General features: G+C 69.9%; 23 protein-coding genes and 1 riboswitch. Of the genes, 13 read left to right on the top strand and 10 right to left on the bottom strand.

The window, feature by feature from the left end; genetic code table 11:
• Positions 1-232 precede the first annotated feature (232 nt).
• Entirely contained in the window at positions 233-1,075 is an 843-nt protein-coding gene (gene whiG, locus ACFY5B_RS27110) for an RNA polymerase sigma factor WhiG (RefSeq protein WP_351631608.1), read from the top strand.
• Positions 1,076-1,168: 93 nt separating this feature from the next.
• Entirely contained in the window at positions 1,169-1,726 is a 558-nt protein-coding gene (locus tag ACFY5B_RS27105; RefSeq protein WP_389974054.1) for a TetR/AcrR family transcriptional regulator, read from the top strand.
• A 62-nt stretch (positions 1,727-1,788) separates the two neighbouring features.
• Here the strand turns inward: ACFY5B_RS27105 and ACFY5B_RS27100 are convergent, their stop codons facing one another.
• Positions 1,789-2,361, bottom strand: a complete 573-nt coding sequence (locus ACFY5B_RS27100; RefSeq protein WP_389973739.1) for a M23 family metallopeptidase — start codon at positions 2,359-2,361, stop codon at positions 1,789-1,791.
• Positions 2,362-2,635: 274 nt separating this feature from the next.
• On the opposite strand from ACFY5B_RS27100, the gene rpsB reads away from it, so the two are divergent.
• From rpsB to ACFY5B_RS27070, 6 genes are all read left to right on the top strand, one after another.
• A complete protein-coding gene (gene rpsB / locus ACFY5B_RS27095) occupies positions 2,636-3,547 on the top strand; it encodes a 30S ribosomal protein S2 (RefSeq protein ID WP_389973736.1) in 912 nt (303 codons plus the stop codon).
• A 187-nt stretch (positions 3,548-3,734) separates the two neighbouring features.
• Positions 3,735-4,571, top strand: coding sequence for a translation elongation factor Ts (gene tsf, locus ACFY5B_RS27090; RefSeq protein WP_384168919.1), 837 nt, complete (start codon positions 3,735-3,737; stop codon positions 4,569-4,571).
• 184 nt (positions 4,572-4,755) lie between these two features.
• Positions 4,756-5,514 (top strand): UMP kinase, encoded by a 759-nt coding sequence (gene pyrH / locus ACFY5B_RS27085; protein WP_344459040.1) that lies wholly within the window; start codon positions 4,756-4,758, stop codon positions 5,512-5,514.
• A 165-nt stretch (positions 5,515-5,679) separates the two neighbouring features.
• Positions 5,680-6,237 (top strand): ribosome recycling factor, encoded by a 558-nt coding sequence (gene frr, locus ACFY5B_RS27080; protein ID WP_344459041.1) that lies wholly within the window; start codon positions 5,680-5,682, stop codon positions 6,235-6,237.
• A complete protein-coding gene (locus ACFY5B_RS27075) occupies positions 6,237-7,364 on the top strand; it encodes a phosphatidate cytidylyltransferase (protein ID WP_389973731.1) in 1,128 nt (375 codons plus the stop codon). Before frr ends, ACFY5B_RS27075 begins: the two co-directional genes overlap by 1 nt.
• Before the next feature lie 138 nt (positions 7,365-7,502).
• Complete coding sequence (locus ACFY5B_RS27070) at positions 7,503-7,952, top strand: SRPBCC family protein (RefSeq protein WP_389973728.1); 450 nt, start codon at positions 7,503-7,505, stop codon at positions 7,950-7,952.
• A gap of 759 nt (positions 7,953-8,711) precedes the next feature.
• Here the strand turns inward: ACFY5B_RS27070 and ACFY5B_RS27065 are convergent.
• Entirely contained in the window at positions 8,712-9,353 is a 642-nt protein-coding gene (locus ACFY5B_RS27065; RefSeq protein WP_389973725.1) for an RDD family protein, read from the bottom strand.
• Between the two features lie 54 nt (positions 9,354-9,407).
• Positions 9,408-9,902: a hypothetical protein gene (locus ACFY5B_RS27060; RefSeq protein WP_389973722.1), complete on the bottom strand. Its 495-nt coding sequence runs from the start codon at positions 9,900-9,902 to the stop codon at positions 9,408-9,410.
• Positions 9,903-10,317: 415 nt separating this feature from the next.
• On the opposite strand from ACFY5B_RS27060, the gene rlmN reads away from it, so the two are divergent.
• The 5 genes from rlmN to ACFY5B_RS27035 all read left to right on the top strand — a co-directional run bounded on the left by rlmN (position 10,318) and on the right by ACFY5B_RS27035 (position 16,228).
• Complete coding sequence (gene rlmN, locus ACFY5B_RS27055; RefSeq protein WP_362045079.1) at positions 10,318-11,424, top strand: 23S rRNA (adenine(2503)-C(2))-methyltransferase RlmN; 1,107 nt, start codon at positions 10,318-10,320, stop codon at positions 11,422-11,424.
• Between the two features lie 53 nt (positions 11,425-11,477).
• Positions 11,478-11,584: riboswitch (TPP riboswitch) on the top strand.
• Positions 11,585-11,709: 125 nt separating this feature from the next.
• Positions 11,710-12,747, top strand: a complete 1,038-nt coding sequence (locus tag ACFY5B_RS27050) for a thiamine ABC transporter substrate binding subunit (RefSeq protein WP_389974051.1) — start codon at positions 11,710-11,712, stop codon at positions 12,745-12,747.
• Complete coding sequence (locus ACFY5B_RS27045; protein WP_389973719.1) at positions 12,723-14,387, top strand: ABC transporter permease; 1,665 nt, start codon at positions 12,723-12,725, stop codon at positions 14,385-14,387. The genes ACFY5B_RS27050 and ACFY5B_RS27045 overlap by 25 nt, the downstream gene beginning before the upstream one ends.
• Positions 14,387-15,406 (top strand): ABC transporter ATP-binding protein, encoded by a 1,020-nt coding sequence (locus ACFY5B_RS27040; RefSeq protein WP_389973716.1) that lies wholly within the window; start codon positions 14,387-14,389, stop codon positions 15,404-15,406. The genes ACFY5B_RS27045 and ACFY5B_RS27040 overlap by 1 nt, the downstream gene beginning before the upstream one ends.
• 24 nt (positions 15,407-15,430) lie before the next feature.
• Positions 15,431-16,228, top strand: a complete 798-nt coding sequence (locus ACFY5B_RS27035; RefSeq protein ID WP_389973713.1) for a maleylpyruvate isomerase family mycothiol-dependent enzyme — start codon at positions 15,431-15,433, stop codon at positions 16,226-16,228.
• Positions 16,229-16,287: 59 nt separating this feature from the next.
• On the opposite strand, the gene ACFY5B_RS27030 is transcribed toward ACFY5B_RS27035, so the two are convergent.
• From ACFY5B_RS27030 to ACFY5B_RS27000, 7 genes are all read right to left on the bottom strand, one after another.
• Positions 16,288-16,977, bottom strand: coding sequence for an LAETG motif-containing sortase-dependent surface protein (locus ACFY5B_RS27030; RefSeq protein ID WP_389973709.1), 690 nt, complete (start codon positions 16,975-16,977; stop codon positions 16,288-16,290).
• A gap of 146 nt (positions 16,978-17,123) precedes the next feature.
• The gene (locus ACFY5B_RS27025) at positions 17,124-18,245 is read right to left on the bottom strand and encodes an LOG family protein (RefSeq protein WP_389973706.1); all 1,122 of its coding nucleotides are present in this window, start codon (positions 18,243-18,245) and stop codon (positions 17,124-17,126) included.
• A gap of 24 nt (positions 18,246-18,269) precedes the next feature.
• Positions 18,270-18,677 carry a VOC family protein gene (locus ACFY5B_RS27020; RefSeq protein WP_361946536.1) on the bottom strand — a complete coding sequence of 136 codons (408 nt, stop codon included), beginning with the start codon at positions 18,675-18,677 and terminating at the stop codon, positions 18,270-18,272.
• Between the two features lie 115 nt (positions 18,678-18,792).
• Entirely contained in the window at positions 18,793-20,505 is a 1,713-nt protein-coding gene (locus tag ACFY5B_RS27015) for a hypothetical protein (protein ID WP_389973703.1), read from the bottom strand.
• The gene (locus ACFY5B_RS27010; RefSeq protein ID WP_389973700.1) at positions 20,487-21,236 is read right to left on the bottom strand and encodes an ABC transporter ATP-binding protein; all 750 of its coding nucleotides are present in this window, start codon (positions 21,234-21,236) and stop codon (positions 20,487-20,489) included. Before ACFY5B_RS27010 ends, ACFY5B_RS27015 begins: the two co-directional genes overlap by 19 nt.
• 206 nt (positions 21,237-21,442) lie before the next feature.
• Positions 21,443-22,804, bottom strand: a complete 1,362-nt coding sequence (locus ACFY5B_RS27005) for an aspartate aminotransferase family protein (RefSeq protein WP_389973697.1) — start codon at positions 22,802-22,804, stop codon at positions 21,443-21,445.
• A 19-nt stretch (positions 22,805-22,823) separates the two neighbouring features.
• Positions 22,824-23,363 (bottom strand): Lrp/AsnC family transcriptional regulator, encoded by a 540-nt coding sequence (locus ACFY5B_RS27000; protein ID WP_184850483.1) that lies wholly within the window; start codon positions 23,361-23,363, stop codon positions 22,824-22,826.
• Between the last annotated feature and the right edge of the window lie 126 nt (positions 23,364-23,489).

The raw sequence follows: 23,489 nt of genomic DNA, 5'->3' as shown, positions 1-23,489 counted from the left end.
TGGAAATGCGCCCAGTTGGGGCCCTCCGGTGATCACAGCGAGCGACCTCGCCACCCCGAGGGGGCGTCCTCAGGAACGTATCTGCGCCCGCCCTGGCCTCCGCCCTTCGCGCACCGCGACGCCGCAGTCACGCTACGCTCGCGAGGATCCCGACACGGACAGGCAACTCGACATCAGACAGACAGCTCACCCCGGCAGCACCACTCCGCAGCAGAACGGCACAAGGCGACGAATGCCCCAGCACACCTCCGGGTCCGACCGGGCGGCGATCCCCCCAGCCGCCCGTGACGGTGGCAGCGTGCGGCCGCCCGCTCCCTCGACGCTCGACGAGTTGTGGCGGTCGTACAAGGCGACGGGGGACGAGCGGCTGCGGGAGCAGCTGATCCTGCACTACTCGCCGCTGGTGAAGTACGTCGCCGGGCGGGTCAGCGTGGGCCTGCCGTCCAACGTGGAGCAGGCGGACTTCGTCTCGTCCGGCGTGTTCGGGCTGATCGACGCGATCGAGAAGTTCGACATCGACCGGGAGATCAAGTTCGAGACCTACGCCATCACCCGGATCCGCGGCGCGATGATCGACGAGCTGCGGGCGCTGGACTGGATCCCCCGCTCGGTGCGGCAGAAGGCGCGCAACGTGGAGCGGGCGTACGCCACGCTGGAGGCGCGGTTGCGGCGGACCCCGACCGAGGGCGAGGTGGCCTGCGAGATGGGCATCGCCGTCGAGGAACTCCATGCGGTGTTCAGTCAGTTGTCGCTGGCCAACGTGGTGGCCCTGGAGGAGCTGCTGCACGGGGGCGGTGAGGGCGGCGACGGGCTCAGCGTCATGGACACGCTCGAGGACACCGCCGCCGACAACCCCGTCGAGGTCGCCGAGGACCGGGAACTGAGGAGGTTCCTGGCACGGGCGATCAACACGCTGCCCGACCGGGAGAAGACCGTGGTCACGCTGTACTACTACGAGGGCCTCACCCTGGCCGAGATCGGGAACGTGCTGGGTGTGACCGAGAGCCGGGTCAGTCAGATCCACACCAAGTCGGTGCTGCAGCTGAGAGCGAAGCTGGCGAGCTTCGGCCGCTGACCTGGCCTGATGCTCTCCGATCCGCGTCAACCACTCCCGTGCGGCGGGGCGCGTCCGTAGAGTGTTGACGTGCCAAGGATTCGAGCGGCCTCCGTGGCCGAGCACCGGTCGATGCAGCGAGCCGCCCTGCTGGACGCGGCTCGTTCCTTGTTGTCCGAGGGCGGTACGGAGGCGCTGACCTTCCCGGCCCTCGCCGAGCGGACGGGCCTCGCGCGCTCGTCCGTCTACGAGTACTTCCGGTCACGGGCGGCCGTGGTCGAGGAGCTGTGCGAGGTCGACTTCCCGGTCTGGGCGGCGGACGTGTCGGCGGCGATGGAGCGGGCGCAGACGGCCGAGGCCAAGGTCGAGGCGTATGTACGGCAGCAGTTGGAGCTGGTCGGGGACCGGCGGCACCGGGCCGTCGTCGCGATCTCCGCGAGCGAACTCGACGCGGGGGCGCGGGAGAAGATCCGGGCGGCGCACGGCGGGCTGGTCACGATGATCGTCGAGGCGCTGGGCGAGCTGGGGCACGAGCAGCCCAGGCTGGCGGCGATGCTGCTGCAGGGCGTCGTGGACGCGGCCGTGCGGAGGATCGAGCTGGGGGCGGCGGAGGATCCGGCGACCATCGCGGACGCGGCGGTGTCCATGGCGTTGCGGGGCGTACGGGGCTGAGCCGCGTCCGCGCCGGGGCGGCTCCCCGTGTCGCCCCGCAGGCGCGCCCCGCCCGGTGTGCGTTACGGCCACACCGGCAGGAGCCGGGACGGGCCTCGATGCAGTAGCCACGGCGGCAACAGGTCCAGTGGGTTCAGGTACGTCTCGCCCCTGCGCAGACCCCAGTGCACGCACGCGGCCGTGCAGTGCGAGCCGGTCGCGTCCACCGTGCCGATCACCTCGCCCGGTGCCACCTCGTCGCCCTTCTCGACCGACGCAGTCACCGGTTCGTAGGTGGTGCGCAGGGGTGGGTCGCCGGTGCCCGTGAGTTCCACCGCGACCACTCCCTTTCCGGCCACCCGTCCCGCGAACGAGACGGTGCCGGCCGCCACCGCCCGCACCGGCGTTCCCGGGGCCGCCGCCAGGTCCACGCCCCGGTGGCCCCGGCCGTAGACCGTCGCCGGGGGTTCCCACCCGCGCAGGACCGGAGGACGCAGGCCCACGGGCCATGCGCGGCCGACCGCCGGCACGGCGGGGTCCCCGAGGACAGAGCCCGCCGCGAGCAGCCGCGGCGGCGGGGCCAACAGGGCCCACGCCGTGAGGAGCAGCAGCAGGATCAGACGCGTACACACGCGGACACACCGGTTCACTCGCATGGGCAAAGCGTCCCGGACCCTTCCGCCTGGCGGCCCGCGGCTGTGGATCATGCGCCGGTTGTGGACAACGGCGTCACCCGGCACCCCGTGGGTCCCGTACACTTCTGGTGGCGACCCGAGCCATCGGGTCGACTTCGCACGCCCCGACACGAACCCCGGCAACGGGCCCGTGTCAGCGCCCCTCGGTCCCTCGTGGAACGGCGCGCAGTGGGCGTCAGGCGCGGAAGCCGTCCGGCATCCGCGGCACAACCGAGAAAATCAAGGAGATACGGCCATGGCCGTCGTCACGATGCGGGAGCTGCTGGAGAGCGGCGTCCACTTCGGTCACCAGACCCGTCGTTGGAACCCGAAGATGAAGCGCTTCATCTTCACGGAGCGCAACGGCATCTACATCATCGACCTGCTCCAGTCGCTGTCGTACATCGACCGCGCCTACGAGTTCGTCAAGGAGACCGTCGCCCACGGCGGCACGGTCATGTTCGTCGGCACGAAGAAGCAGGCGCAGGAGGCCATCGCCGAGCAGGCCACCCGCGTCGGCATGCCCTACGTCAACCAGCGCTGGCTGGGCGGCATGCTCACCAACTTCTCGACCGTCTACAAGCGTCTGCAGCGCCTCAAGGAGCTCGAGCAGATCGACTTCGAGGACGTCGCCGCGTCCGGTCTGACCAAGAAGGAGCTTCTCGTGCTCTCGCGCGAGAAGGCCAAGCTGGAGAAGACCCTCGGCGGTATCCGCGAGATGCAGAAGGTGCCCAGCGCCGTCTGGATCGTGGACACCAAGAAGGAGCACATCGCCGTTGGTGAGGCCCGGAAGCTGAACATCCCGGTCGTCGCGATCCTCGACACCAACTGCGACCCCGACGAGGTCGACTACAAGATCCCGGGCAACGACGACGCGATCCGCTCCGTCACCCTGCTCACCCGCGTCATCGCCGACGCCGTCGCCGAGGGCCTCATCTCCCGCAGCGGTGTCGCCACCGAGGGCAAGGGCGAGAAGGCCGCGGGCGAGCCGCTCGCCGAGTGGGAGCGCGACCTGCTCGAGGGCGAGAAGAAGGCCGACGAGGCCGCCCCCGCCGCTGAGGCCGCCCCCGCCGAGGCCACTGAGGCTGCTCCGGCCGATGAGGCCCCCGCCGCCGAGGCCGAGAAGCCGGCCGAGGGCGACAAGCCGGCCGAGGCCGAGCAGGCCTGACCCCGTCAGTCCCGTGGTGACGGCGGGAGCGGTACTGCAGACACCAGCGCCCTCGGCGCGGTGAAGTCCGCTCCCGCCGTTCACCCGTAGGTCAGCGGAAGGACAGCGCGCTGCTGCTCCATGGGGGCGCAACCGCAGATTCCGCAGATCTTCGATCTTCCAGACTTCGAGAGAGATTCACAGACTCATGGCGAACTACACCGCCGCCGACGTCAAGAAGCTCCGTGAGCTCACGGGCGCCGGCATGATGGACTGCAAGAAGGCGCTGGACGAGGCCGAGGGCAACGTCGAGAAGGCCGTCGAGGCGCTCCGCATCAAGGGCCAGAAGGGCGTCGCCAAGCGCGAGGGCCGTTCCGCCGAGAACGGTGCCGTCGTCTCGATCATCGCCGACGACAACTCCTCCGGTGTCATCGTCGAGCTGAAGTGCGAGACGGACTTCGTCGCCAAGGGTGACAAGTTCCAGGCCGTGGCCAACACCATCGCCGAGCACGTCGCCAAGACCTCCCCGGCCGACCTGGAGGCCCTGCTCGCCTCCGAGATCGAGGCCGGCAAGACCGTCCAGGCGTTCGTCGACGAGGCCAACGCCAACCTGGGCGAGAAGATCGTCCTGGACCGCTTCGCGCAGTTCGCCGACGGCTACGTGACGGCGTACATGCACCGCACGATGCCCGACCTGCCCCCGCAGATCGGTGTCCTCGTCGAGCTGGACAAGCCGAACGCGGAGATCGCCAAGGGCGTCGCCCAGCACATCGCCGCCTTCGCGCCGAAGTACCTCTCCAAGGAGGACGTCCCGGCCGAGGTCGTCGAGTCCGAGCGCCGCGTCGCCGAGGAGACCACCCGCGCCGAGGGCAAGCCCGAGGCCGCCCTGCCGAAGATCGTCGAGGGTCGCCTCAACGGCTTCTTCAAGGACGCCACGCTGCTCGGCCAGCCGTACGCGCTCGACAACAAGAAGTCGGTCCAGAAGGTTCTGGACGAGGCCGGTGTCACCCTGAAGCGCTTCACGCGCATCAAGGTCGGCATCTGAGTCCGTACCGCGCTCGACGCCCGGCCCCTATAGGGTCGACAGCAGTCGTCCGCGTACGCCGTCACATGAGTGGCGGACGACAGCAGATCTGACAAGGAGGCCATTGCCGTATGGGATGCGAAACACGCCCCACCGGCAATGGCCTTCTTGGTATGTGCAACACGTGAAAGAGGCGGGATCCCCCATGACCACCAAGGCCCAGAAGAGCGACGACGGCAAAGTGAGCGGCCGGTTTCTGCTGAAGCTGTCCGGAGAGGCCTTCTCCGGTGGCGGCGGCCTGGGCGTCGACCCCGACGTGGTGCACAAGATCGCCCGCGAGATCGCGGCCGTCGTGCGCGACGGCGCCCAGATCGCGGTCGTGATCGGCGGCGGCAACTTCTTCCGCGGTGCCGAACTCCAGCAGCGCGGCATGGACCGGGCCCGCTCCGACTACATGGGCATGCTCGGCACGGTCATGAACTGCCTCGCCCTCCAGGACTTCCTGGAGAAGGTGGGCGTGGAATGCCGGGTGCAGTCCGCCATCACCATGGGGCAGGTCGCCGAGCCGTACATCCCGCTGCGCGCCGTACGGCACCTGGAGAAGGGCCGTGTGGTCATCTTCGGCGCCGGTATGGGCATGCCGTACTTCTCCACCGACACCACCGCCGCGCAGCGCGCCCTGGAGATCGACGCCGAGGCGCTGCTGATGGGCAAGAACGGCGTGGACGGGGTCTACGACTCCGACCCCAAGACCAACCCGGACGCGGTGAAGTTCGATCACCTCGGCTACGGCGAGGTCATCACGCGCGATCTGAAGGTCGCCGACGCCACGGCCGTGACGCTGTGCCGCGACAACAAGCTTCCGATCGTGGTCTTCGAGCTGCTGGCGGAGGGCAACATCGGACGTGCCGTCAAGGGTGAGAAGATCGGCACGCTGGTGGGGGACCCCGGCAGCCGGGACTGACACCCCGGGTACAACCCCGTCCGGGGGACGGACGGGACGGAGCCGGGCCGGGGGATGGACAATGTCCCGCCGGTCGGGAACCGTGCAGAAGAAGACGCGACGCAGCCGGCCGCCGCCCCACATGGAACCGCAGCCGGGCCTACTCAAGACACGCAGGAGCAAGTGGTGATCGAAGAGACCCTCCTCGAGGCCGAGGAGAAGATGGAGAAGGCCGTCGTGGTCGCCAAGGAGGACTTCGCCGCGATCCGCACCGGCCGTGCGCACCCGGCGATGTTCAACAAGATCGTGGCCGACTACTACGGCGCACCGACGCCGATCAACCAGCTGGCCTCGTTCTCCGTGCCCGAGCCGCGCATGGCCGTGGTGACCCCGTTCGACAAGAGCGCGCTGCGCAACATCGAGCAGGCGATCCGCGACTCCGACCTGGGCGTCAACCCGAGCAACGACGGCAACATCATCCGTGTGGTGTTCCCCGAGCTGACCGAGGAGCGCCGCCGCGAGTACATCAAGGTCGCCAAGAGCAAGGGCGAGGACGCGAAGATCTCGATCCGCTCCGTGCGCCGCAAGGCCAAGGAAGCCATCGACAAGCTGATCAAGGACGGCGAGGTCGGCGAGGACGAGGGCCGCCGTGCGGAGAAGGAGCTCGACGACACCACCGCGAAGTACGTCGCGCAGGTGGACGAGCTCCTGAAGCACAAGGAAGCGGAGCTGCTCGAGGTCTGATGAACGACTCTTCCTGGGGGGCGCCGCCACAGGCCGGGTACTGGGGGCCCACCGACCAAGGGCATGGTCACGGGCACGTCCAGGGTCCGGGCCACGGGCACGTCCAAGGGGCCGCTCCGGCGGGTCCCGCATACGATGCGTATGAAGCGCCTCAGACTCGCCCCATGCCCATCGTGCCCGACGTGACCGACTTCGGCGGAAACCAGGATGACGACCGGGGGGCTGCTCGGCTGAGCGGCGCCCCGGTCCGAAACGACACGAATCCGGAGCCCATGCCCGACGCCTCGCAGCCGGCACCCAAGCCGCCGAAGAAGAGCGCGGGTCGCGACCTGAGTGCCGCGATAGGGGTCGGCGTCGGGCTCGGTGTGGTGATCGTCGCCTCGCTGTTCGTCGTCAAGGCCGTGTTCGTCGGTGTCGTCGCGGTGGCCGTGGTGGTGGGCCTGTGGGAGCTGACCAAGCGGCTGGAGGAGCGCAAGGGCATCCGGGCGCCCCTCGTACCGCTCGCGCTCGGCGGTGCCGCGATGGTCGTCGCCGGGTACGTCCGGGGTGCCGAGGGCGCGTGGGTGGCGATGGCGCTCACGGCGCTGGCCGTCCTGGTCTGGCGCATGACCGAACCGCCCGAGGGCTATCTGCGGGACGTCACCGCGGGCGTCTTCGCGGCGTTCTACGTGCCGTTCCTGGCGACCTTCGTCGCGATGATGCTGACCGCGGACGACGGGCCGCAGCGGGTGCTCACCTTCCTGCTGCTCACGGTCGTCAGCGACACCGGGGCCTACGCCGTCGGCTGGCGGTTCGGCCGGCACAAGCTCGCCCCGCGCATCAGCCCCGGCAAGACCCGCGAGGGCCTGCTCGGCGCGGTCTCCTTCGCCATGGTCGCGGGGGCGCTGTGCATGCAGTTCCTCATCGACGACGGTGCCTGGTGGCAGGGCCTGGTGCTGGGCCTCGCGGTCGCGGTCACCGCCACGCTGGGCGACCTCGGCGAGTCCATGATCAAGCGGGACCTCGGCATCAAGGACATGGGCACACTGTTGCCGGGGCACGGCGGCATCATGGACCGGCTCGACTCGCTGCTGCCCACGGCTCCGGTGGTGTGGCTGCTGCTCGTGCTGTTCGTCGGGTCCGGCTGAGCCGACTCCTGTCAGCGAGCCCCCGTCCTTCCGGTCGGGGGCTCGCTGCCGTCTCGGGGAGACGTCCGGGGGCCTGAAGTGGGACGATTCAGGTGTACCTCCCAGACGATTCAGATGTACCTCCCTAAGGAGGCCGTCATGGCCATCATCCGAGAGAGCATCGACGTCGAGCGCCGTCCCGAGGAGGTCTACGACTACGTCATGGACACCGGGCGCATGCCGGAATGGCAGCTGAGCGCCGTCTCCGCGGAGCGCCTGGACGAGGGGCCCGTCGGCATCGGCACCAAGGTCCGCGTGACCCGGCACGTCGGCCGTCGCGTCATGCCGATGACCATGGAGGTCACCGAGTACGACCCGCCGCACAGCTGGGGCATGCGCGGCGTGGACGGGCCCGTCCGGGCGCAGGTGCATGGCGAGGTCGAGCCGTACGACGAGGGCCGGCGCTCCCACGTCACGATCGACATCGACTTCGAGGGCCACGGCATGGGCAAGGTCCTGGTCCCCCTCGTCGTACGCCCCCAGGCCCGCAAGGAACTCCCACGCAACGAGCAGCTCCTCAAGGACCGGTTGGAGCACACGGCCGAGTAGGGGCGCCCTTCCTCCGGCGGCCCGGCTCAGCGCCGCCGGGGGAACTTCCAGCCGTTCTGCCGCAGTGCCCTGTCCCTTGCGGGGGACTCGTGATTCCGCCGGCCGGGGCCCGGCCCTCGCCCTGGCCGTGTGAGTCGGCGGGGCGGGACGTCTAGTCGTCACCGCCGCTCTGCCGCGAGCGGGAACTGCGGCTCGCACTGCGGGCCAGTTCACTGCCGAGCAGCGTCGCCCTGGCCACGCCCCGTGCCCACCGCGGGGCGTCGCCCGGGCGGCCCAGAACACGCAGACGCTGCCGCCGATGACGAGCAGGACGACGACGGACAGTATGAGCACGAGCATGCTCGACCCCCGCTTCTTGTGATGGTCCGCCCCATTCTGTCAGGCAGCCCTTGCTTTCAGTCGCTCTCCAGCACACGGCTGCGCAGCCAGGCCCGCGGGCGCGGTCGGCACGTCATCCAACGCCCCCTGGGGCGGGGGCCCGGCAGGCCTACGCCACCCGCGCCTCAAGGCAGCCGCGCGAGCTGAGTACCCTCGGCCGCATTGCGGGTAAGAGTTTCCCCACGTCCATCAAGGCCCGCCCACGGCGCGTCCTGCATCCTGTCTTCGCCCCGGCTGGCCGCGCCCGGCGGCGCGCTCGGCGGCTGCGGGCATGAAGGGGGTACACCCTCGGTGGCTGGGGCGGTCGGCTCCACGGCGTTAGGCAGCCACTTCGGGGCGAGCCTCTAAGAGGCCGAGCGACTCCGAGTCGCTTCTGGCCAATTACGCCTGCGGTGTTCCAGCTTGACTGTCCGAAGGTTGCGGCTGAAGCTGATCTTCTCGGTCGCTGACAACTAGGGTAGTGGACATTTTGTCCCACAGTTCCTGCCGATTTCGATCCCATAGGAGCCAGAAGTATGGAATCAAAAAGGTGACGGCGGCAAGGAATCCGATAATCGTCTTCGCGATTATTTCCCGGAAGGCCATTCTCAGCCATCTAGCGGTTCGAGCCTGCGGAATGTAGATGACTCTCATGTGAAGTAGCTGTTTGGCGGGCGTTTGGCCATACTGGAAGACTATTAGCGCCCAGATGGCCCAGCCAATCACCAACGTGCAAATAATGAGTACACCCTCGAGTATGTACCCACCGAAGCGAAGTCCAGCAGTCGAGAGCGTGATTCCTCGCGGCAGGAACAGTACTTGGTTGCAGAACTGGCAGGACAGTTCGTCGCCAGCGGCTTTGCCGCAAGTGGGGCATTCGACCAATGGTTTCAATGTCGCCGGTGTTACTGACGGCGTTGACCGTGGTTCAAGTCCCGGCGGCGTTGAGTGAGGGTGTTCGGGTTGCTGCTCCCATTGCCGAGGTCTGGCAGGGGCCTGATGCTCCCCTCCCGTTCTCCAAGGCTCGTCATGATTCTTGGTCATTGCCGTCTCCACTTGCCGCTGCGCAGCTCACATGGCAACGCCGCGTACTAGACTTCAGTGGCCGAAGGGGTCAAGGGCCTTAGAGGTTCCATAGTCGCCCCACTGCAGCGAAACGCGATCGCCGACTCTGGGAACGTTATGAAACACGGCCCACGACATAAGAATTCTGTGATTCGGGCTGAGGTTGGCTTCCCATTCTGGGTGCTCGCTGCAGAGGTTATACTCGGCTTTCACCTGACCGATATCCCTCCCTTGTCGAGATATGTTTTCTTTCGTCTTTTCGGCACCCCAATCCTGGCATGACAGATAGAGGATATGGTCCGACATGTTGTAGTAAATGACGTTCACTTGCCAGCGGGTCGGTACGCCATCCTCCCAAGGAAGCACTTGGCTGCCTATCCAGGAGACTTGCAACTCCCCATCATCTGAAATGATGTTACTGTCGCCCTGGGTTGCGTATGCGCCAGCCTCGGGGAATGCGCTGGCTGCTGTGGCTGCCTGTGATGGTCCTGCAGGGGCGGTGCTCAGTCCAATTGCTGCAGCCATCATCAATGGGCTGCATGTGGTCAAAGCATTTCGGACATTCACTGGAATCGCATCCCAAGCAAGGGGAGATGGCCCGCTGCGGCCGTGCCGTGCAGGTTGTCCCTTCTCCCGTAGTGAGCGGGAGCTTCCGCCTAGGGGCGGTATGTGTGCCCTACCTATTTCTAGGGCAGCACAAAATCGAGATTCATGCATGCCGATCAAGGGAGTGGCGGTAGGCCAGCAGAGATGCGTAACCCCACTGGTTCGGACCGCAAGGTGGGACGGCCGTTCGCGAAGCAGTGCTTGTAGCAGCCCAGCCCTCGGGCCGTCCCTGGGCCGTCCGAGGCCGACCAACGCTGACAGTCGGCACCCACAGGTGACCACCCCCACCCCACTCCGGCCTGGGCTCCCCGAGTTGATCTGCGACACTGGGAGGGTTATGCCTGCACCCGGAGAACTCACTTTCGTCGCCCCCCGCGGAGCCAAGAAGCCGCCGCGGCATCTTGCCGATCTCACTCCTGCCGAGCGCAAGGAGGCCGTTGCCGCGGTCGGGGAGAAGCCGTTTCGTGCCAAGCAGCTCTCGCAGCACTACTTCGCGCGGTACGCGCATGATCCGGAGCAGTGGACGGACATTCCGGCCGGTTCCCGGGGCCGGCTGCAGGAAGCCCTGCTGCCCGAGCTGATGACCGTCGTGCGGCATCTGTCGACCGACCAGGGCACCACCCGCAAGACCCTGTGGCGGCTGTTCGACGGGACGCTCGTCGAGTCCGTGCTGATGCGCTACCCCGACCGGGTGACCATGTGCATCAGCTCCCAGGCCGGGTGCGGGATGAACTGCCCGTTCTGTGCCACCGGGCAGGCGGGTCTCGACCGGAATCTGTCCACCGCCGAGATCGTGCACCAGATCGTCGACGGCATGCGGGCGCTGCGGGACGGCGAGGTCCCCGGCGGTCCCGCGCGGCTCAGCAACATCGTCTTCATGGGCATGGGCGAGCCGCTCGCCAACTACAACCGGGTCATCGGGTCCATCCGGCGGCTCACCGACCCCGAGCCCGACGGTCTCGGCCTGTCCCAGCGCGGCATCACCGTCTCCACCGTCGGCCTCGTCCCCGCCATCCACCGGTTCGCCGACGAGGGCTTCAAGTGCCGCCTCGCCATCTCGCTGCACGCGCCCGACGACGAGCTGCGCGACACCCTCGTCCCCGTGAACACGCGCTGGAAGGTGCGCGAGGTGCTCGACGCGGGCTTCGAGTACAGCGCCAAGTCCGGGCGCCGGCTGTCCATCGAGTACGCGCTGATCCGGGACATCAACGACCAGGCCTGGCGCGGTGACCGGCTCGGGCGGCTGCTCAAGGGCAAGCCCGTGCACGTGAACCTGATTCCGCTGAACCCGACGCCCGGGTCGAAGTGGACCGCCTCGCGGCCCGAGGACGAGAAGGCCTTCGTGGAGGCCATCGCCGCCCATGGTGTGCCGGTGACGATCCGGGACACCCGTGGTCAGGAGATCGACGGGGCGTGTGGTCAGCTCGCCGCGACCGAACGGTAGTCTGACCGTCGTCAGTACATCTTCATAAACGGCACCTTCACATCCACACCTGCATATTCCGACAGGGGAGCGCCACAGCGCTGAGAGTGCGGCACACGGCCGCAGACCCTCCGAACCTGGCCCAGGTCATTCTGGGTAGGGAGATCGGTCACCACTCGAGCTGTTGCGCCCTGCCCGGGACCCCCGAAAGTCCCGGGCAGGGCCGCGTCTTCTCCTGGTCACCCCAGGAGGAATCCAGTGAGCAACAACAAGAAGCGACTGACGGCCGTCGTCGTCGGGCTCGGCATGGCCGGCACGCTGGCCGCGTGCGGGTCGTCCGACGGCGGTCAGGGGTCCGGCGACTCCAAGACAGTGACGCTGGTCAGCCACGACTCGTGGGCCGCGTCCAAGGACGTCATCGCGGCCTTCGAGAAGCAGTCCGGCTACAAGGTAGACGTCCTGAAGGACGGCGACGCCGGGCAGGCCGTGAACAAGGCCATCCTGACCAAGGACAACCCGCAGGGCGACGTCTTCTTCGGCGTCGACAACACCCTGCTGTCCCGCGCCCTCGACAACGGCCTGTTCCAGTCGTACGAGGCGAAGGGGTCCGAGCAGATCAAGGCCGAGTACCGGGTCGACCAGGACAAGCACCGGGTCACGCCCATCGACACCGGCGACATCTGCGTCAACTACGACAAGAAGTACTTCGCCGACCACAAGCTGCGGCCGCCGCGGAGCTTCGACGACCTCGTCAAGCCGCAGTACAAGAACCTGCTCGTGACCGAGAACGCCTCCGCCTCCTCGCCCGGCCTCGGCTTCCTGCTCGGCACCGCCGCCGCGTACGGCGACGGGGGCTGGGAGGGCTACTGGAAGAAGCTCAAGGCCAACGGCGTCAAGGTCGTCGACGGCTGGGAGCAGGCCTACAACGAGGAGTTCTCCGGCTCCGCCGGCGGCAAGAAGGCCAAGGGCGACCGGCCGCTCGTCGTGTCGTACGCCTCCTCGCCGCCCGCCGAGGTCGTCTTCGCCGACCCCAAGCCGAGCACGGCGCCGACCGGCGTCGCCGAGGGCACCTGCTTCCGGCAGGTCGAGTACGCCGGACTGCTCGCCAACGCCGAGAACACCAAGGGCGGCAAGGCCCTCCTCGACTTCCTCATCAGCAAGAAGTTCCAGGAGGACATGCCGCTCAACATGTTCGTGTACCCCGTGACGGAGGGCGCCCAGGTGCCGCCGGAGTTCGTGAAGTACGGGCCGCAGGCGAAGGACCCGGAGACCATGGACCCGGCGAAGATCGCCGACCACCGTGACCAGTGGGTCAAGTCGTGGACCTCACTCGTACTGAAGTAGCCGCCCGGCGGCGGGGCGCGGCGGCGCGGTTCGGTCTGCTGGCCGTGCCCGTCGCGTTCTTCGCGGTCTTCTTCGCCTACCCCGTCGCCGCGATCGTGGCGCGCGGCCTCAAGACCGGCGGGACCTGGCACCTCGGGCGGATCGGGGAGGTGCTGGCACAGCCCGACGTCCGGCACGTGCTGTGGTTCACCACCTGGCAGGCGGTGGTCTCCACCGTGCTCACGCTGCTCGTCGCACTTCCCGGCGCGTACGTCTTCGCCCGCTTCGACTTCCCCGGCAAACAGATCCTGCGGGCGGTCGTGACCGTCCCGTTCGTGCTGCCGACGGTCGTCGTCGGTACGGCGTTCCTGGCGCTCGTCGGGCGGGGCGGGCTGCTCGACGAGCTGGGCGGCGTACGACTGGACACCACCGTGTGGGCGATCCTGCTCGCGCACGTCTTCTTCAACTACGCGGTCGTCGTCCGGACGGTCGGCGGGCTCTGGGCGCAGCTCGACCCGCGGCAGGCAGAGGCCGCGCGGATGCTCGGGGCGTCGCCGCTGAGGGCCTGGCGCCAGGTCACGCTGCCCGCGCTCGCCCCGGCCGTGGCCGCCGCCGCGCTGATGGTCTTCCTGTTCACCTTCACCTCCTTCGGTGTCGTGCAGATCCTCGGCGGCCCCACCTTCTCCACCCTGGAGGTGGAGATCTACCGGCAGACCTCCGAGATCTTCGACCTGTCCACGGCGGCCGTGCTGACCCTCATCCAGTTCGTCGCGGTGGGCGCGATCCTCGCCCTGCACGCCTGGACCGTGCGGCGGCGGGAGACCGCGCTGCGGCTGGTCGACGCCTCCGTGACGGCGCGCCGACCGCGCGGCGCGGGGGAGTGGGCGCTGCTGGGCGGAGTGCTCGTCACCGTCGCCGTGCTGCTCGTGCTGCCGCTGGCCGTGCTGGTGCAGCGGTCCCTCGGCGCGCCCGGCTTCGGTTACTACCGGGCGCTGACCCGCGAGGACGGCGGGGTGTTCCTGGTCCCGCCGATCGAGGCGATCGGCAACTCCCTGTCGTACGCCGTCGCCGCCACGCTCATCGCGGTGGTGATCGGCGGTCTCGCCGCGGGCGCGCTCACCCGCCGGGACGCCGGGCGGTTCGTGCGCGGCTTCGACGCCCTGCTGATGCTGCCGCTCGGGGTGTCCGCGGTGACCGTCGGCTTCGGGTTCCTGATCTCCCTCGACGAGCCGCCACTGGATCTCAGGTCCTCCTGGGTCCTGGTGCCGCTCGCGCAGGCGCTCGTCGGGGTGCCGTTCGTGGTGCGGACCATGCTGCCCGTGCTGCGCGCGGTGGACGTACGGCTGCGGGAGGCGGCCTCGGTACTCGGGGCCTCGCCCTGGCGGGTGTGGCGGGAGGTCGACCTGCCGATGGTGCGGCGGGCGCTGCTGATCGCGGCCGGGTTCGCCTTCGCCGTGTCCCTCGGGGAGTTCGGCGCGACGGTGTTCATCGCACGGCCCGACCGGCCGACGCTGCCGGTGGCCGTGGCCCGGCTGCTCGGGCGGCCCGGCGACCTCAACTACGGGCAGGCGATGGCCCTTTCGACGATGCTGATGGTGGTGTGCGCGGTGGCCCTGCTGGTGCTGGAGAGGCTCCGTACGGACCGGACGGGGGAGTTCTGATGCTGCTGGCCCTGCAGGGCGCGACGGTCCGCTTCGGCGGGCGTGCCGTGCTGGACGCCGTCGATCTGGAGGTCGTCGAGCACGAGATCGTGTGTGTGCTCGGGCCCAGCGGCAGCGGCAAGTCGACCCTGCTGCGGGCGGTGGCCGGGCTGCAACCCCTCGACTCCGGGCGGGTGGTGCTCGACGGCCGGAACCAGGCGGGCGTGCCCGCGCACCGGCGGGGTGTCGGGCTGATGTTCCAGGACCACCAGCTGTTCCCGCAGCGGGACGTGGCCGGCAACGTGGCGTTCGGGCTGCGGATGCACGGCGAGACGAAGCGGCAACAGGCCGAGCGGGTCGACGAGTTGCTGGACCTCGTGGGGCTGCCGGGCGCGGGCCGCCGGGCCGTCGCCGCGCTGTCCGGCGGGGAGCAGCAGCGGGTGGCACTGGCCCGGGCCCTCGCGCCCAACCCACGGCTGCTGATGCTCGACGAGCCGCTGGGACAGCTCGACCGGTCGCTGCGGGAGCGCCTGGTCGTCGAACTGAAGGGACTGTTCGGCCGGTTGGGCACGACCGTGCTCGCCGTGACGCACGATCAGGGGGAGGCCTTCGCGCTGGCCGACCGGGTCGTGGTGATGCGGGACGGGCGGATCGCCCAGTCCGGTACGCCCCTCGAGGTGTGGCAGCGGCCCGCCGACGCCTTCGTCGCCCGCTTCCTCGGCTTCGAGAACGTGGTCGAGGCGACGGTCGGGACGGAGGCCGCGGACACGCCCTGGGGCAAGGTACCGGTGCCGGAGAAGGCCCCGCAGGGCGCACGCACCCTGCTGGTGCGGCCCGCCGGGGTGCGCCTGGTGCCCGCCGACTCGGGCCTGCGCTGCACGGTCACCGCGCGCACCTTCAAGGGCACCCATGTCGCCCTCCACCTCCAGCCTCAGGACGCCCCGCGCCTGGAGGCGGCGTGCGCGCTGCGGGCGGCACCGGAGGTCGGGGGCGAGGTGGGCGTGGAGTTCGACGCGGCGGAAATCGTGGTGCTCGGCTGAACGTACCTGCCTAGGGTGCGGGGCATGACGCCACTCACACACGACCGTTACTGCGACGAGATAGCCCACCAGGTAAGCCTGTTGAGGTCTGTGGTCACCTCCGGTGCCGACCTGTCCGCCACGGTGCCGACCTGCCCGGAGTGGTCGCTGGAGGACCTCGTACGGCACACGGGAGGCGCTCTGCGCTGGGTGGAGCTCATGGTGCGCACCCGGGCCGAGGAGGAGGTGCCGGAAGAGCGGGTACCGGGTGCGGCCGGGCCCGAGGCGCGGGGGGACGCCATCGCGCTGGACGCCTGGCTGGCGGAGGCGGGGAAGCAGGTCGTCGCCGCACTGCGGGAGGCCGGGCCGGACACGAAGGTGTGGGGTTGGGCCGGGATCCTCAACGCAGGGTTCTGGGCCCGACGGGTGACACACGAGATCACCGTGCACCGCGCCGACGCCGCCCTCGCCGCCGGGCTGCCCTACGACGTCGCGCCCGAGGTGGCCGCCGACGCGATCGACGAGTGGCTGCAGATCGTGGAGTACGTCCAGCGGACGGTGCCGCACGACGTGGCGAGGGAACTGCGCGGCGCCGGCCGCAGCATCCACCTCCACGCCACCGACACGGGGCCGGAGCTGAACGCCGAGTGGCTCGTGGAGCTCACCGAGGACGGCATCGCCTGGCGCCGGGGTCACCGGAAGGCGGACGTGGCCCTGCGCGGGCCGCTCACCTCCGTCCTGCTCGCGTTCTACCGTCGGCTTCCGCTGGAGACACCGGAGTTGGAGGTGCTGGGCGAGCGGGAGTTGCTGGAGTTCTGGCTGGAGCGGGCGACGTTCGGGTGAGACGGGACGTGGCCCGCCCCCCGGGTCGGGGACGGGCCACGTCACGGTCTGCGCGGGCGTCAGCTGTCGCTCTTGGCTCCGCGGCGGCGCATGCCGAAGAACACCGCACCGCCACCGACGACGACCAGGGCCGCCGCGATGCCGGCGATGACGCCGGTGTTGGAGTTGGCGCCGGTCTCGGCGAGGTTGGAGTCACCGGCCGGGGCGGGCGCGTTGCCCGCCGGCGAGCTGCTCTGGCTCTCCGACGGCTCCGGAGCCGGGCTCTCGCTCTCCTCGGCGGGCGTCGACGGGGACGCCGACGGGGTCGGAGTCGCCGGGGGAGTCGAAGCCGGGGGCTCCTCCTCCTTCTTGCAGGCCGTGGCCGGGGTGACGAGGTTCGGCTTGATGTCCTCGTCGACGTACGAGGCGGCCTTGACGTGGATGCGGTACTCGGCGTTCGCCTTCCAGTCGTCGGCGAAGGTGATGGTGGTGCCTTCGCGCGAGCCCTTGACGACCTGCTCGCCGACCTTCTTCGCGTCGGCGCCGTTGTTCTGCAGGTAGACGGTGACCGTCGCCGGGATGCCGGCGGGGTCCACGTCGGTGACCGTGATGACGCCCTTGTCGCCATCGCACTTCGCCTCAGCGGAGAACTCGCTGATGTCGCAGGCGAGCGCGTTGCCGGCGGTGCCGAGCGCGAGCGCGGCCGAGGCGGAGACGACACCGAGGACGCGCACGGCGCGTGCGCGGCGGGATACGGACAGAACTGCCACGTTTGTCCTTTACAGGATTGCTGATGCGGGGGGCTGAGGCAGTGTTGACTGGGCATCAGCACTACCGTGAGGCTCTCAGGTCTATAAGCGCCGCATAAGTAGTGTCAACGCATATGCAGTCGGCAAGCACTTGCTTTGCCTTCTTATTAACCGGCGATACGTTTCAACGCCTCGGGCGCGTCCTCGATCCGCTCCACCAGCGCGATCCGCGCCTCCATCGAGCGCCCTCCCGCCAGCGACCGGAGCAGCGGCCACGCGGGCAGCCTCTCCGTCCAGTGCACGCGGTTCACCAGCACCATCGGCGTGGGTTCGCCGCGCGATTCGTAGTAGTTGGGCGTCGCGTTGTCGAAGATCTCCTGTACGGTCCCGGCGGCGCCCGGCAGGAACACCACACCCGCGTTCGAGCGGGCCAGCAGGCCGTCCTCACGGGTGGCGTTGGCGAAGTACTTGGCGATGTGGGAGGCGAAGGCGTTCGGCGGCTCGTGGCCGTAGAACCAGGTCGGGATGCCGACCGAACGGCCGCCCTGGGGCCAGCGGGCGCGTATCTCGAAGGCGGCCGCGGCCCACTGGGTGATCGACGGGGTGAAGTGCGGTGCCTTGCCGAGGAGTTCCAGCGACTCGGTGAGCATCGTGTCGTCGAAGGGGGCGGCGTAGGCGCCGAGGTTCGCCGCCTCCATGGCGCCCGGGCCGCCGCCGGTCGCGATCGTGATGCCGGCCCGGGCCAGCTCCCGGCCGAGCCGTGCGGCGCCCGCGTACTCCTCGGTGCCGCGGGCCATGGCGTGACCGCCCATGACACCCACGACCCGGGCGCCGGACAGGAGTTCGTCGAGCGCGTCCGACACGGAGTCGTCGTGGATCGAGCGCAGCATGGACGCGTGGATGTCGCGATCCGCCTTCGTGCGCTGGAACCAGGCGTAGGCGAGGGCGTCGGGTGTGGCCTCGTAACCGTCGGCCAGCGACGCGAAGAGCTCGTCCGGCGAGTAGACCAGGCCGCGGTACGGGTCGAACGGCAGGCCCGGGACCGGAGGGAAGACCAGGGCGCCCTCGCCGCGGATCTTCGCAGCCGCGTCCTCGCGCATCGCGCAGCCGAGGAAGACCGCGCCCGCCGTGTCGTGGGTGAGCAGTTCGCGCGTACGGTCCGTCAGATCGACGGCCTGAACCCGGTATCCGGCGAGGGTCCCGCGTGCCGAGACGGTCGCGTCGAACTCCTCGAGGCTCTCTATCTCACGGTCGTCGTGGTGGGCCGCATGGGCGGGCATCGTCTGCACGCGCCCATGCTAGGCCGCACGCCGTCAGCCCTGGACGGCCGCCGGGTCCATCCACACGACCTCGAAGGTGTGGCCGTCCACGTCGTCGAAGGCGCGGCCGTACATGAAGCCGTGGTCCTGGGTCTCTCCCGAGACGGAACCGCCCGCCGCGACCGCCTTCTCGACCAGCTCGTCGACCTTCTCGCGGCTCTCGGCGCTCAGCGCGATCAGCACCTCGCTGGTCTTCGTCGAGTCGGCGATCTCCTTCTTGGTGAACTGGAGGTACTTCTCCTTGGTGTGCACCATGACCACAATGGTGTCGCTGATCACGACCGAGGCGGTCGTGTCGTCGCTGAACTGCTCGTTGATCGTGAAGCCCAGCTCCGTGAAGAACTTCTTCGAGGCGCCGAGGTCGCCGGTGCACAGGTTCACGAAGATCATCTGCTGGTACATGCGAGGTCTCTCCCATCACGTCCGTGTCGTTACGCGGGATAGACCCGGGGCCGGTCCGGAACTCATCGCCGTGCGGGACTTTTTTTCGTACGGGTTTTCCGACGAGGCCGCGGGCTCAGCGTGCCAGGGGCAGCGCCGCCAGTTCAGCGACCGTCAGGGTGAGGGGACCGAACAGGGCGAGCAGGGCGCTCGCGCGCAGGGCGGCGGCGCTGCGCAGCATCGTGGCGGGGGCGCCGAGCCGCTGCAGCGCGGCGGTGGTGCCGGCGCGGGCCTGACGGGCCTCGACGGCGGCCGTCAGGAGCGTCGCCGTGGTGCAGCCGGTCACGAGGAGCACGCCGAGGGTGGTGAGCGGACCGAGTGCGAGTCCGTCCGGGGCGTGCAGCAGCGCCATGGCCCATGCGGCGGACAGGACCGCGCAGACGACGCCAAGGGGGCGCCCGATCCGGACGGACTCCGCCATGAGGATGCGGCCGGCCAGGAGCCGGCGGGCGCCGGGGCGGGCCGACTGGAGCAGCCGTCCGCACAGGTGCGTCAGACCCGGACCGGCCAGGGCCAGGCCGACGACGGCCAGCGCCCAGCCCGCCATCACGCCGGGGGAGGCACCGGAGAAGGACAGGTCGGGGGGCGTGGGGGCGGTACGGCTCGTGTAGCTCTCCACGGCCAGGCCCGCGGCCAGCACGGTGATGCCCCAGGGGAGGCCGGAGGGGGCGGCGATGGTGTCCGGCAGGGCCGCGTCCGGGGCGGTGAAGTCGCCGGGGGTGTCGGGGGCCGCGGCAGCCGGGTCTTGGTGCCGCGCCAGGGCCCCGGCGGGGCTGATGGCGCCTGCCGCGTCCGGCTCCGCCGCGCGGGGGCTGAGCCACTGGGCGGGATCGCCGGCCGGGGTGGTACTCGCGGCGCCTTCCCGCGGGGCCGGGTGGGTGGCGCCCGGGTGCGCCGAGCCGGCCGGGGCAGCACCTGCGGCAGCGTCTTGTGACGAGGCCGGGTGCGTGGCGCCCGGGTGGACCGCCTGCGGCAGGGCGGGGTCCACGACCGCGTTCACCGTCCCGCCGGGATCCACGACCGCGTTCACCGTCCCGCCGGGGCCCGCGACCGCGTTCACCGTCCCGCCGGGGCCCGCGACCGCCGCCGAGACCGGCTCACTCGTCCGGGCTGCCGGCGGGCCGCTCTTCGCGGCGGGCCCGGCGGCAGGGCCGCCCGTGGGCCGGACGATCTGCCGGCCGAACCGGCCGTACGCCCCGAACGTCTCGCGGGCGGGGGTGCGCCGGTACGCGCCGAAGCGGCCGTACACGCGGGCCGCCCGGGGCCCGGTGGGCCCCGCCTCGTGCGGCCGCAGGGCCAGTGCCACCGCCACCGACGCCCCGACGGGCACGAGCGACAGCAGGGTCAGGGCGGCCGGCAGCGGCAGGGGCACGCCCGCGGCGAGGGACTCGGCGGCGGCGCCGTCGAAGGGCATGCCCGTCAGGTCGCCCCGCAGGTGCAGGAAGACGAGCAGGGCCAGCATCGAACCGAGCGTGCAGGACAGCGCCGTCGTCGTCGCCGAGACGGCCATCATGCGCACCGGGCCGAGGCCGATCGCCGAGAGACCGGCGCGGGGCTTGGTACCGGGATCGGTACGGGCGACCGCGACGGCGAAGTACACCGTGGCGGCCAGCGGGGCCGCGCACCAGGCCAGCCGCAGCGCGGCGGAACCGGGGGAGCCGGGGTGGCCCAGCGCGTAGCCGAGGGCGCAGAGCAACAGGAAGCCCGAGCCCGCCGAGGCGGCCGCCACCAGGAGGCGGCGCAGCTGGACGGCGGGGTGGGCGCCGCGGGTCAGACGGAGAGCGAGCACGTGGCCCGGCCTTCCGGCTCGCTGGTCTCGGCGACCGGCGGGAGGTGCACCGTCTGCACGCGCCGGCCGTCGAGCAGGGACACCGTGCGGTCGGCGAGGGCCGCGGTGTCCGCGTCGTGGGTGGCCAGGACGACGGTGATGCGGTGGGAGCGGGCCGCGGTGGTGAGGGTGCGCAGCACCTGGACGCGGTCGGCGCGGTGCAGGGGCGCCGTGGGCTCGTCGGCGAACAGCACCGAGGGCGCGGGGGCCAGGGCGCGGGCGATGCAGACCCGCTGCCGCTCGGCCTGCACCAGCTGGTGCGGCCGCTTGCGGGCGCTGTCGCCGATGTCCAGGCGCTCCAGCCACTCCAGGGCCGCGGTCTTGGCGCGGCGCCGGCTGGTGCCGCGCAGCATCAGCGGCAGGGCGGTGTTCTCCCAGGCGTTGAGCTCCGGGACGAGGGAGGGGGCCGGGTCGATCCAGCCGAAGCGGTCGCGGCGCAGCCGCTCGCGGGTGAGGGGGCCCATGGTGTGCACGGGCACGCTGTTGAACCAGACCTCGCCGCGCCGCACGGGCACCAGACCGGACAGACACCGCAGCAGGGTCGTCTTGCCGCTGCCGCGCGGGCCGCTCACGGCGAGGATCTCGCCCTCACGCACACCGAGCGAGACGCCGCAGAGCGCGGGCGAGCCGTCGTCGTGCTGGAAGTGCAGGGCGCGTGCCCAGAGCACGTCGTTGTCCGGCGGGGCCTCCATGCGCGTACACCTCGGTTCAGATCCGTAGTTCCCGTGCCATCCCCCGTGCGGGGGAACGAAGGCAGGGCCGATCGGTCACTGGGCACGCTAGGCAGAAGGCGGCGGGACGCCGGACAGCACGCGGCCCCGGGCCGCCGTTTCTCACTCGAACGGGCGGCACCGGGGCCGGTGTTGATCATCCAGGCAGACGATCGGAGCGCGGGGCGTCAGAGCTTCGTCCACGCCTCTGTGAGGGTGGCGCGCAGGATCTGCTCGATCTCGTCGAACGTCGACTGGTCGGAGATCAGCGGCGGGGCGAGCTGGACGACCGGGTCGCCGCGGTCGTCGGCGCGGCAGTACAGGCCGTTGTCGTACAGCGCCTTGGAGAGGAAGCCGTACAGGACGCGCTCGGTCTCCTCGTCGTTGAAGGACTCCTTGGTGTTCTTGTCCTTCACCAGCTCGATGCCGTAGAAGAAGCCGTTGCCGCGGACGTCGCCGACGATCGGCAGGTCGTGGAGCCGCTCCAGGGTGGCGCGGAAGTTGCCCTCGTTGTCCAGGACGTGCTGGTTGAGGTTCTCGCGCTCGAACAGGTCGAGGTTGGCCAGGCCCACGGCCGCGGAGACCGGGTGGCCGCCGAAGGTGTAGCCGTGCAGGAAGGTGTTGTCGCCCTTGTAGAACGGCTCGGCCAGACGGTCGGAGATGATGCACGCGCCGATCGGGGAGTAGCCCGAGGTCATGCCCTTGGCGCAGGTGATCATGTCCGGCACGTAGTCGAACTTGTCGCAGGCGAAGTACGTGCCCAGGCGGCCGAAGGCGCAGATGACCTCGTCGGAGACGAGCAGCACGTCGTACTGGTCGCAGATCTCGCGGACGCGCTGGAAGTAACCGGGCGGGGGCGGGAAGCAGCCGCCCGCGTTCTGCACCGGCTCCAGGAAGACCGCGGCGACGGTGTCGGGGCCTTCGAAGAGGATCTGCTGCTCGATCTGGTCGGCGGCCCAGCGGCCGTAGGCCTCGGGGTCGTCGCCGTGGATCGGGGCCCGGTAGATGTTGGTGTTCGGGACCTTGTGCGCGCCCGGGACCAGGGGCTCGAAGGGGGCCTTCAGGGCCGGCAGGCCGGTGATGGACAGGGCGCCCTGCGGGGTGCCGTGGTAGGCGACCGCGCGGGAGATGACCTTGTGCTTGGTGGGCTTGCCGGTCAGCTTGAAGTATTGCTTGGCGAGCTTCCAGGCGGTCTCCACCGCCTCACCGCCGCCGGTGGTGAAGAAGACCTTGTTCAGGTCGCCCGGGGCGTGCCCGGCGAGGCGCTCGGCCAGCTCGACGGCCTTGGGGTGGGCGTAGGACCACACCGGGAAGAACGCGAGCTTCTGCGCCTGCTTGAAGGCGGTCTCGGCGAGCTCGACCCGGCCGTGCCCGGCCTGCACCACGAAGAGGCCGGCGAGGCCGTCGAGGTAGCGCTTGCCCTTGTCGTCGTAGATGTACGTGCCCTCGCCCCGGACGATGGTGGGGACGGGGGCCTTCTCGTACGACGACATGCGCGTGAAGTGCATCCACAGGTGGTCGTACGCGGACTGGGAGAGGTCCTTGCTCACGGCTATCGGGTCCTCACGGTTATCGGGTTCCCCACATGTAGGTCTGCTTCTTGAGCTTGAGGTAGACGAAGCTCTCGGTGGAGCGCACTCCGGGCACCGCCCGTATGCGTTTGTTGATGACCTCCAAGAGGTGGTCGTCGTCCTCGCAGACGATCTCCACCATCAGGTCGAAGGAGCCTGCGGTCATCACCACGTACTCGCACTCGGACATCGCCGACAGCGCGTCCGCGACCGCCTCCACGTCGCCCTCGACGTTGACGCCGACCATCGCCTGTCTGCGGAAGCCCACGGTGAGCGGGTCCGTGACGGCGACGATCTGCATCACGCCCTGGTCGAGCAGCTTCTGGACGCGCTGGCGCACGGCCGCCTCCGACAGGCCCACGGCCTTGCCGATGGCGGCGTACGGCCGGCGGCCGTCCTCCTGGAGCTGCTCGATGATGGCGAGGGAGACGGCGTCCAGCTGCGGCGAGCTGCCGTTCCTGGACTCGCGGGAGGGCTCGCGGGACTCCCGCGAGCCCTTCTGTTCTGCGCTTCGACTGGCCACGAGGTCACTGTGCACGAGGTCTCGACACTTCCGCAAGCCTGGATCGATGAAATCCGTTGTTTGAGTCCCCGACTCCTGCGGATTCCGCACGATCGAAGGGAGCGGGGGTGTTGAAAACGTGGGTCGGCCGACTAGGGTGGG

Origin of the sequence: Streptomyces sp. NPDC013187 (assembly GCF_042899705.1) — a bacterium.
GTDB classification, from domain to species: Bacteria; Actinomycetota; Actinomycetes; order Streptomycetales; family Streptomycetaceae; genus Streptomyces; species Streptomyces hawaiiensis_A.
This window is presented reverse-complemented; position numbering and strand designations above follow the sequence as displayed.

What these genes read in the sequence shown, in the direction of transcription:
- whiG (WP_351631608.1), top strand. Translation starts at nt 233, where the DNA reads ATGCCCCAGCACACCTCCGGGTCCGACCGGGCGGCGATCCCCCCAGCC.
- ACFY5B_RS27100 (WP_389973739.1), bottom strand. Translation starts at nt 2,361, where the DNA reads ATGCGAGTGAACCGGTGTGTCCGCGTGTGTACGCGTCTGATCCTGCTG.
- rpsB (WP_389973736.1), top strand. Translation starts at nt 2,636, where the DNA reads ATGGCCGTCGTCACGATGCGGGAGCTGCTGGAGAGCGGCGTCCACTTC.
- tsf (WP_384168919.1), top strand. Translation starts at nt 3,735, where the DNA reads ATGGCGAACTACACCGCCGCCGACGTCAAGAAGCTCCGTGAGCTCACG.
- pyrH (WP_344459040.1), top strand. Translation starts at nt 4,756, where the DNA reads ATGACCACCAAGGCCCAGAAGAGCGACGACGGCAAAGTGAGCGGCCGG.
- ACFY5B_RS27075 (WP_389973731.1), top strand. Translation starts at nt 6,237, where the DNA reads ATGAACGACTCTTCCTGGGGGGCGCCGCCACAGGCCGGGTACTGGGGG.
- ACFY5B_RS27070 (WP_389973728.1), top strand. Translation starts at nt 7,503, where the DNA reads ATGGCCATCATCCGAGAGAGCATCGACGTCGAGCGCCGTCCCGAGGAG.
- ACFY5B_RS27065 (WP_389973725.1), bottom strand. Translation starts at nt 9,353, where the DNA reads ATGACCAAGAATCATGACGAGCCTTGGAGAACGGGAGGGGAGCATCAG.
- ACFY5B_RS27060 (WP_389973722.1), bottom strand. Translation starts at nt 9,902, where the DNA reads ATGATGGCTGCAGCAATTGGACTGAGCACCGCCCCTGCAGGACCATCA.
- rlmN (WP_362045079.1), top strand. Translation starts at nt 10,318, where the DNA reads ATGCCTGCACCCGGAGAACTCACTTTCGTCGCCCCCCGCGGAGCCAAG.
- ACFY5B_RS27050 (WP_389974051.1), top strand. Translation starts at nt 11,710, where the DNA reads ATGGCCGGCACGCTGGCCGCGTGCGGGTCGTCCGACGGCGGTCAGGGG.
- ACFY5B_RS27040 (WP_389973716.1), top strand. Translation starts at nt 14,387, where the DNA reads ATGCTGCTGGCCCTGCAGGGCGCGACGGTCCGCTTCGGCGGGCGTGCC.
- ACFY5B_RS27035 (WP_389973713.1), top strand. Translation starts at nt 15,431, where the DNA reads ATGACGCCACTCACACACGACCGTTACTGCGACGAGATAGCCCACCAG.
- ACFY5B_RS27020 (WP_361946536.1), bottom strand. Translation starts at nt 18,677, where the DNA reads ATGTACCAGCAGATGATCTTCGTGAACCTGTGCACCGGCGACCTCGGC.
- ACFY5B_RS27010 (WP_389973700.1), bottom strand. Translation starts at nt 21,236, where the DNA reads ATGGAGGCCCCGCCGGACAACGACGTGCTCTGGGCACGCGCCCTGCAC.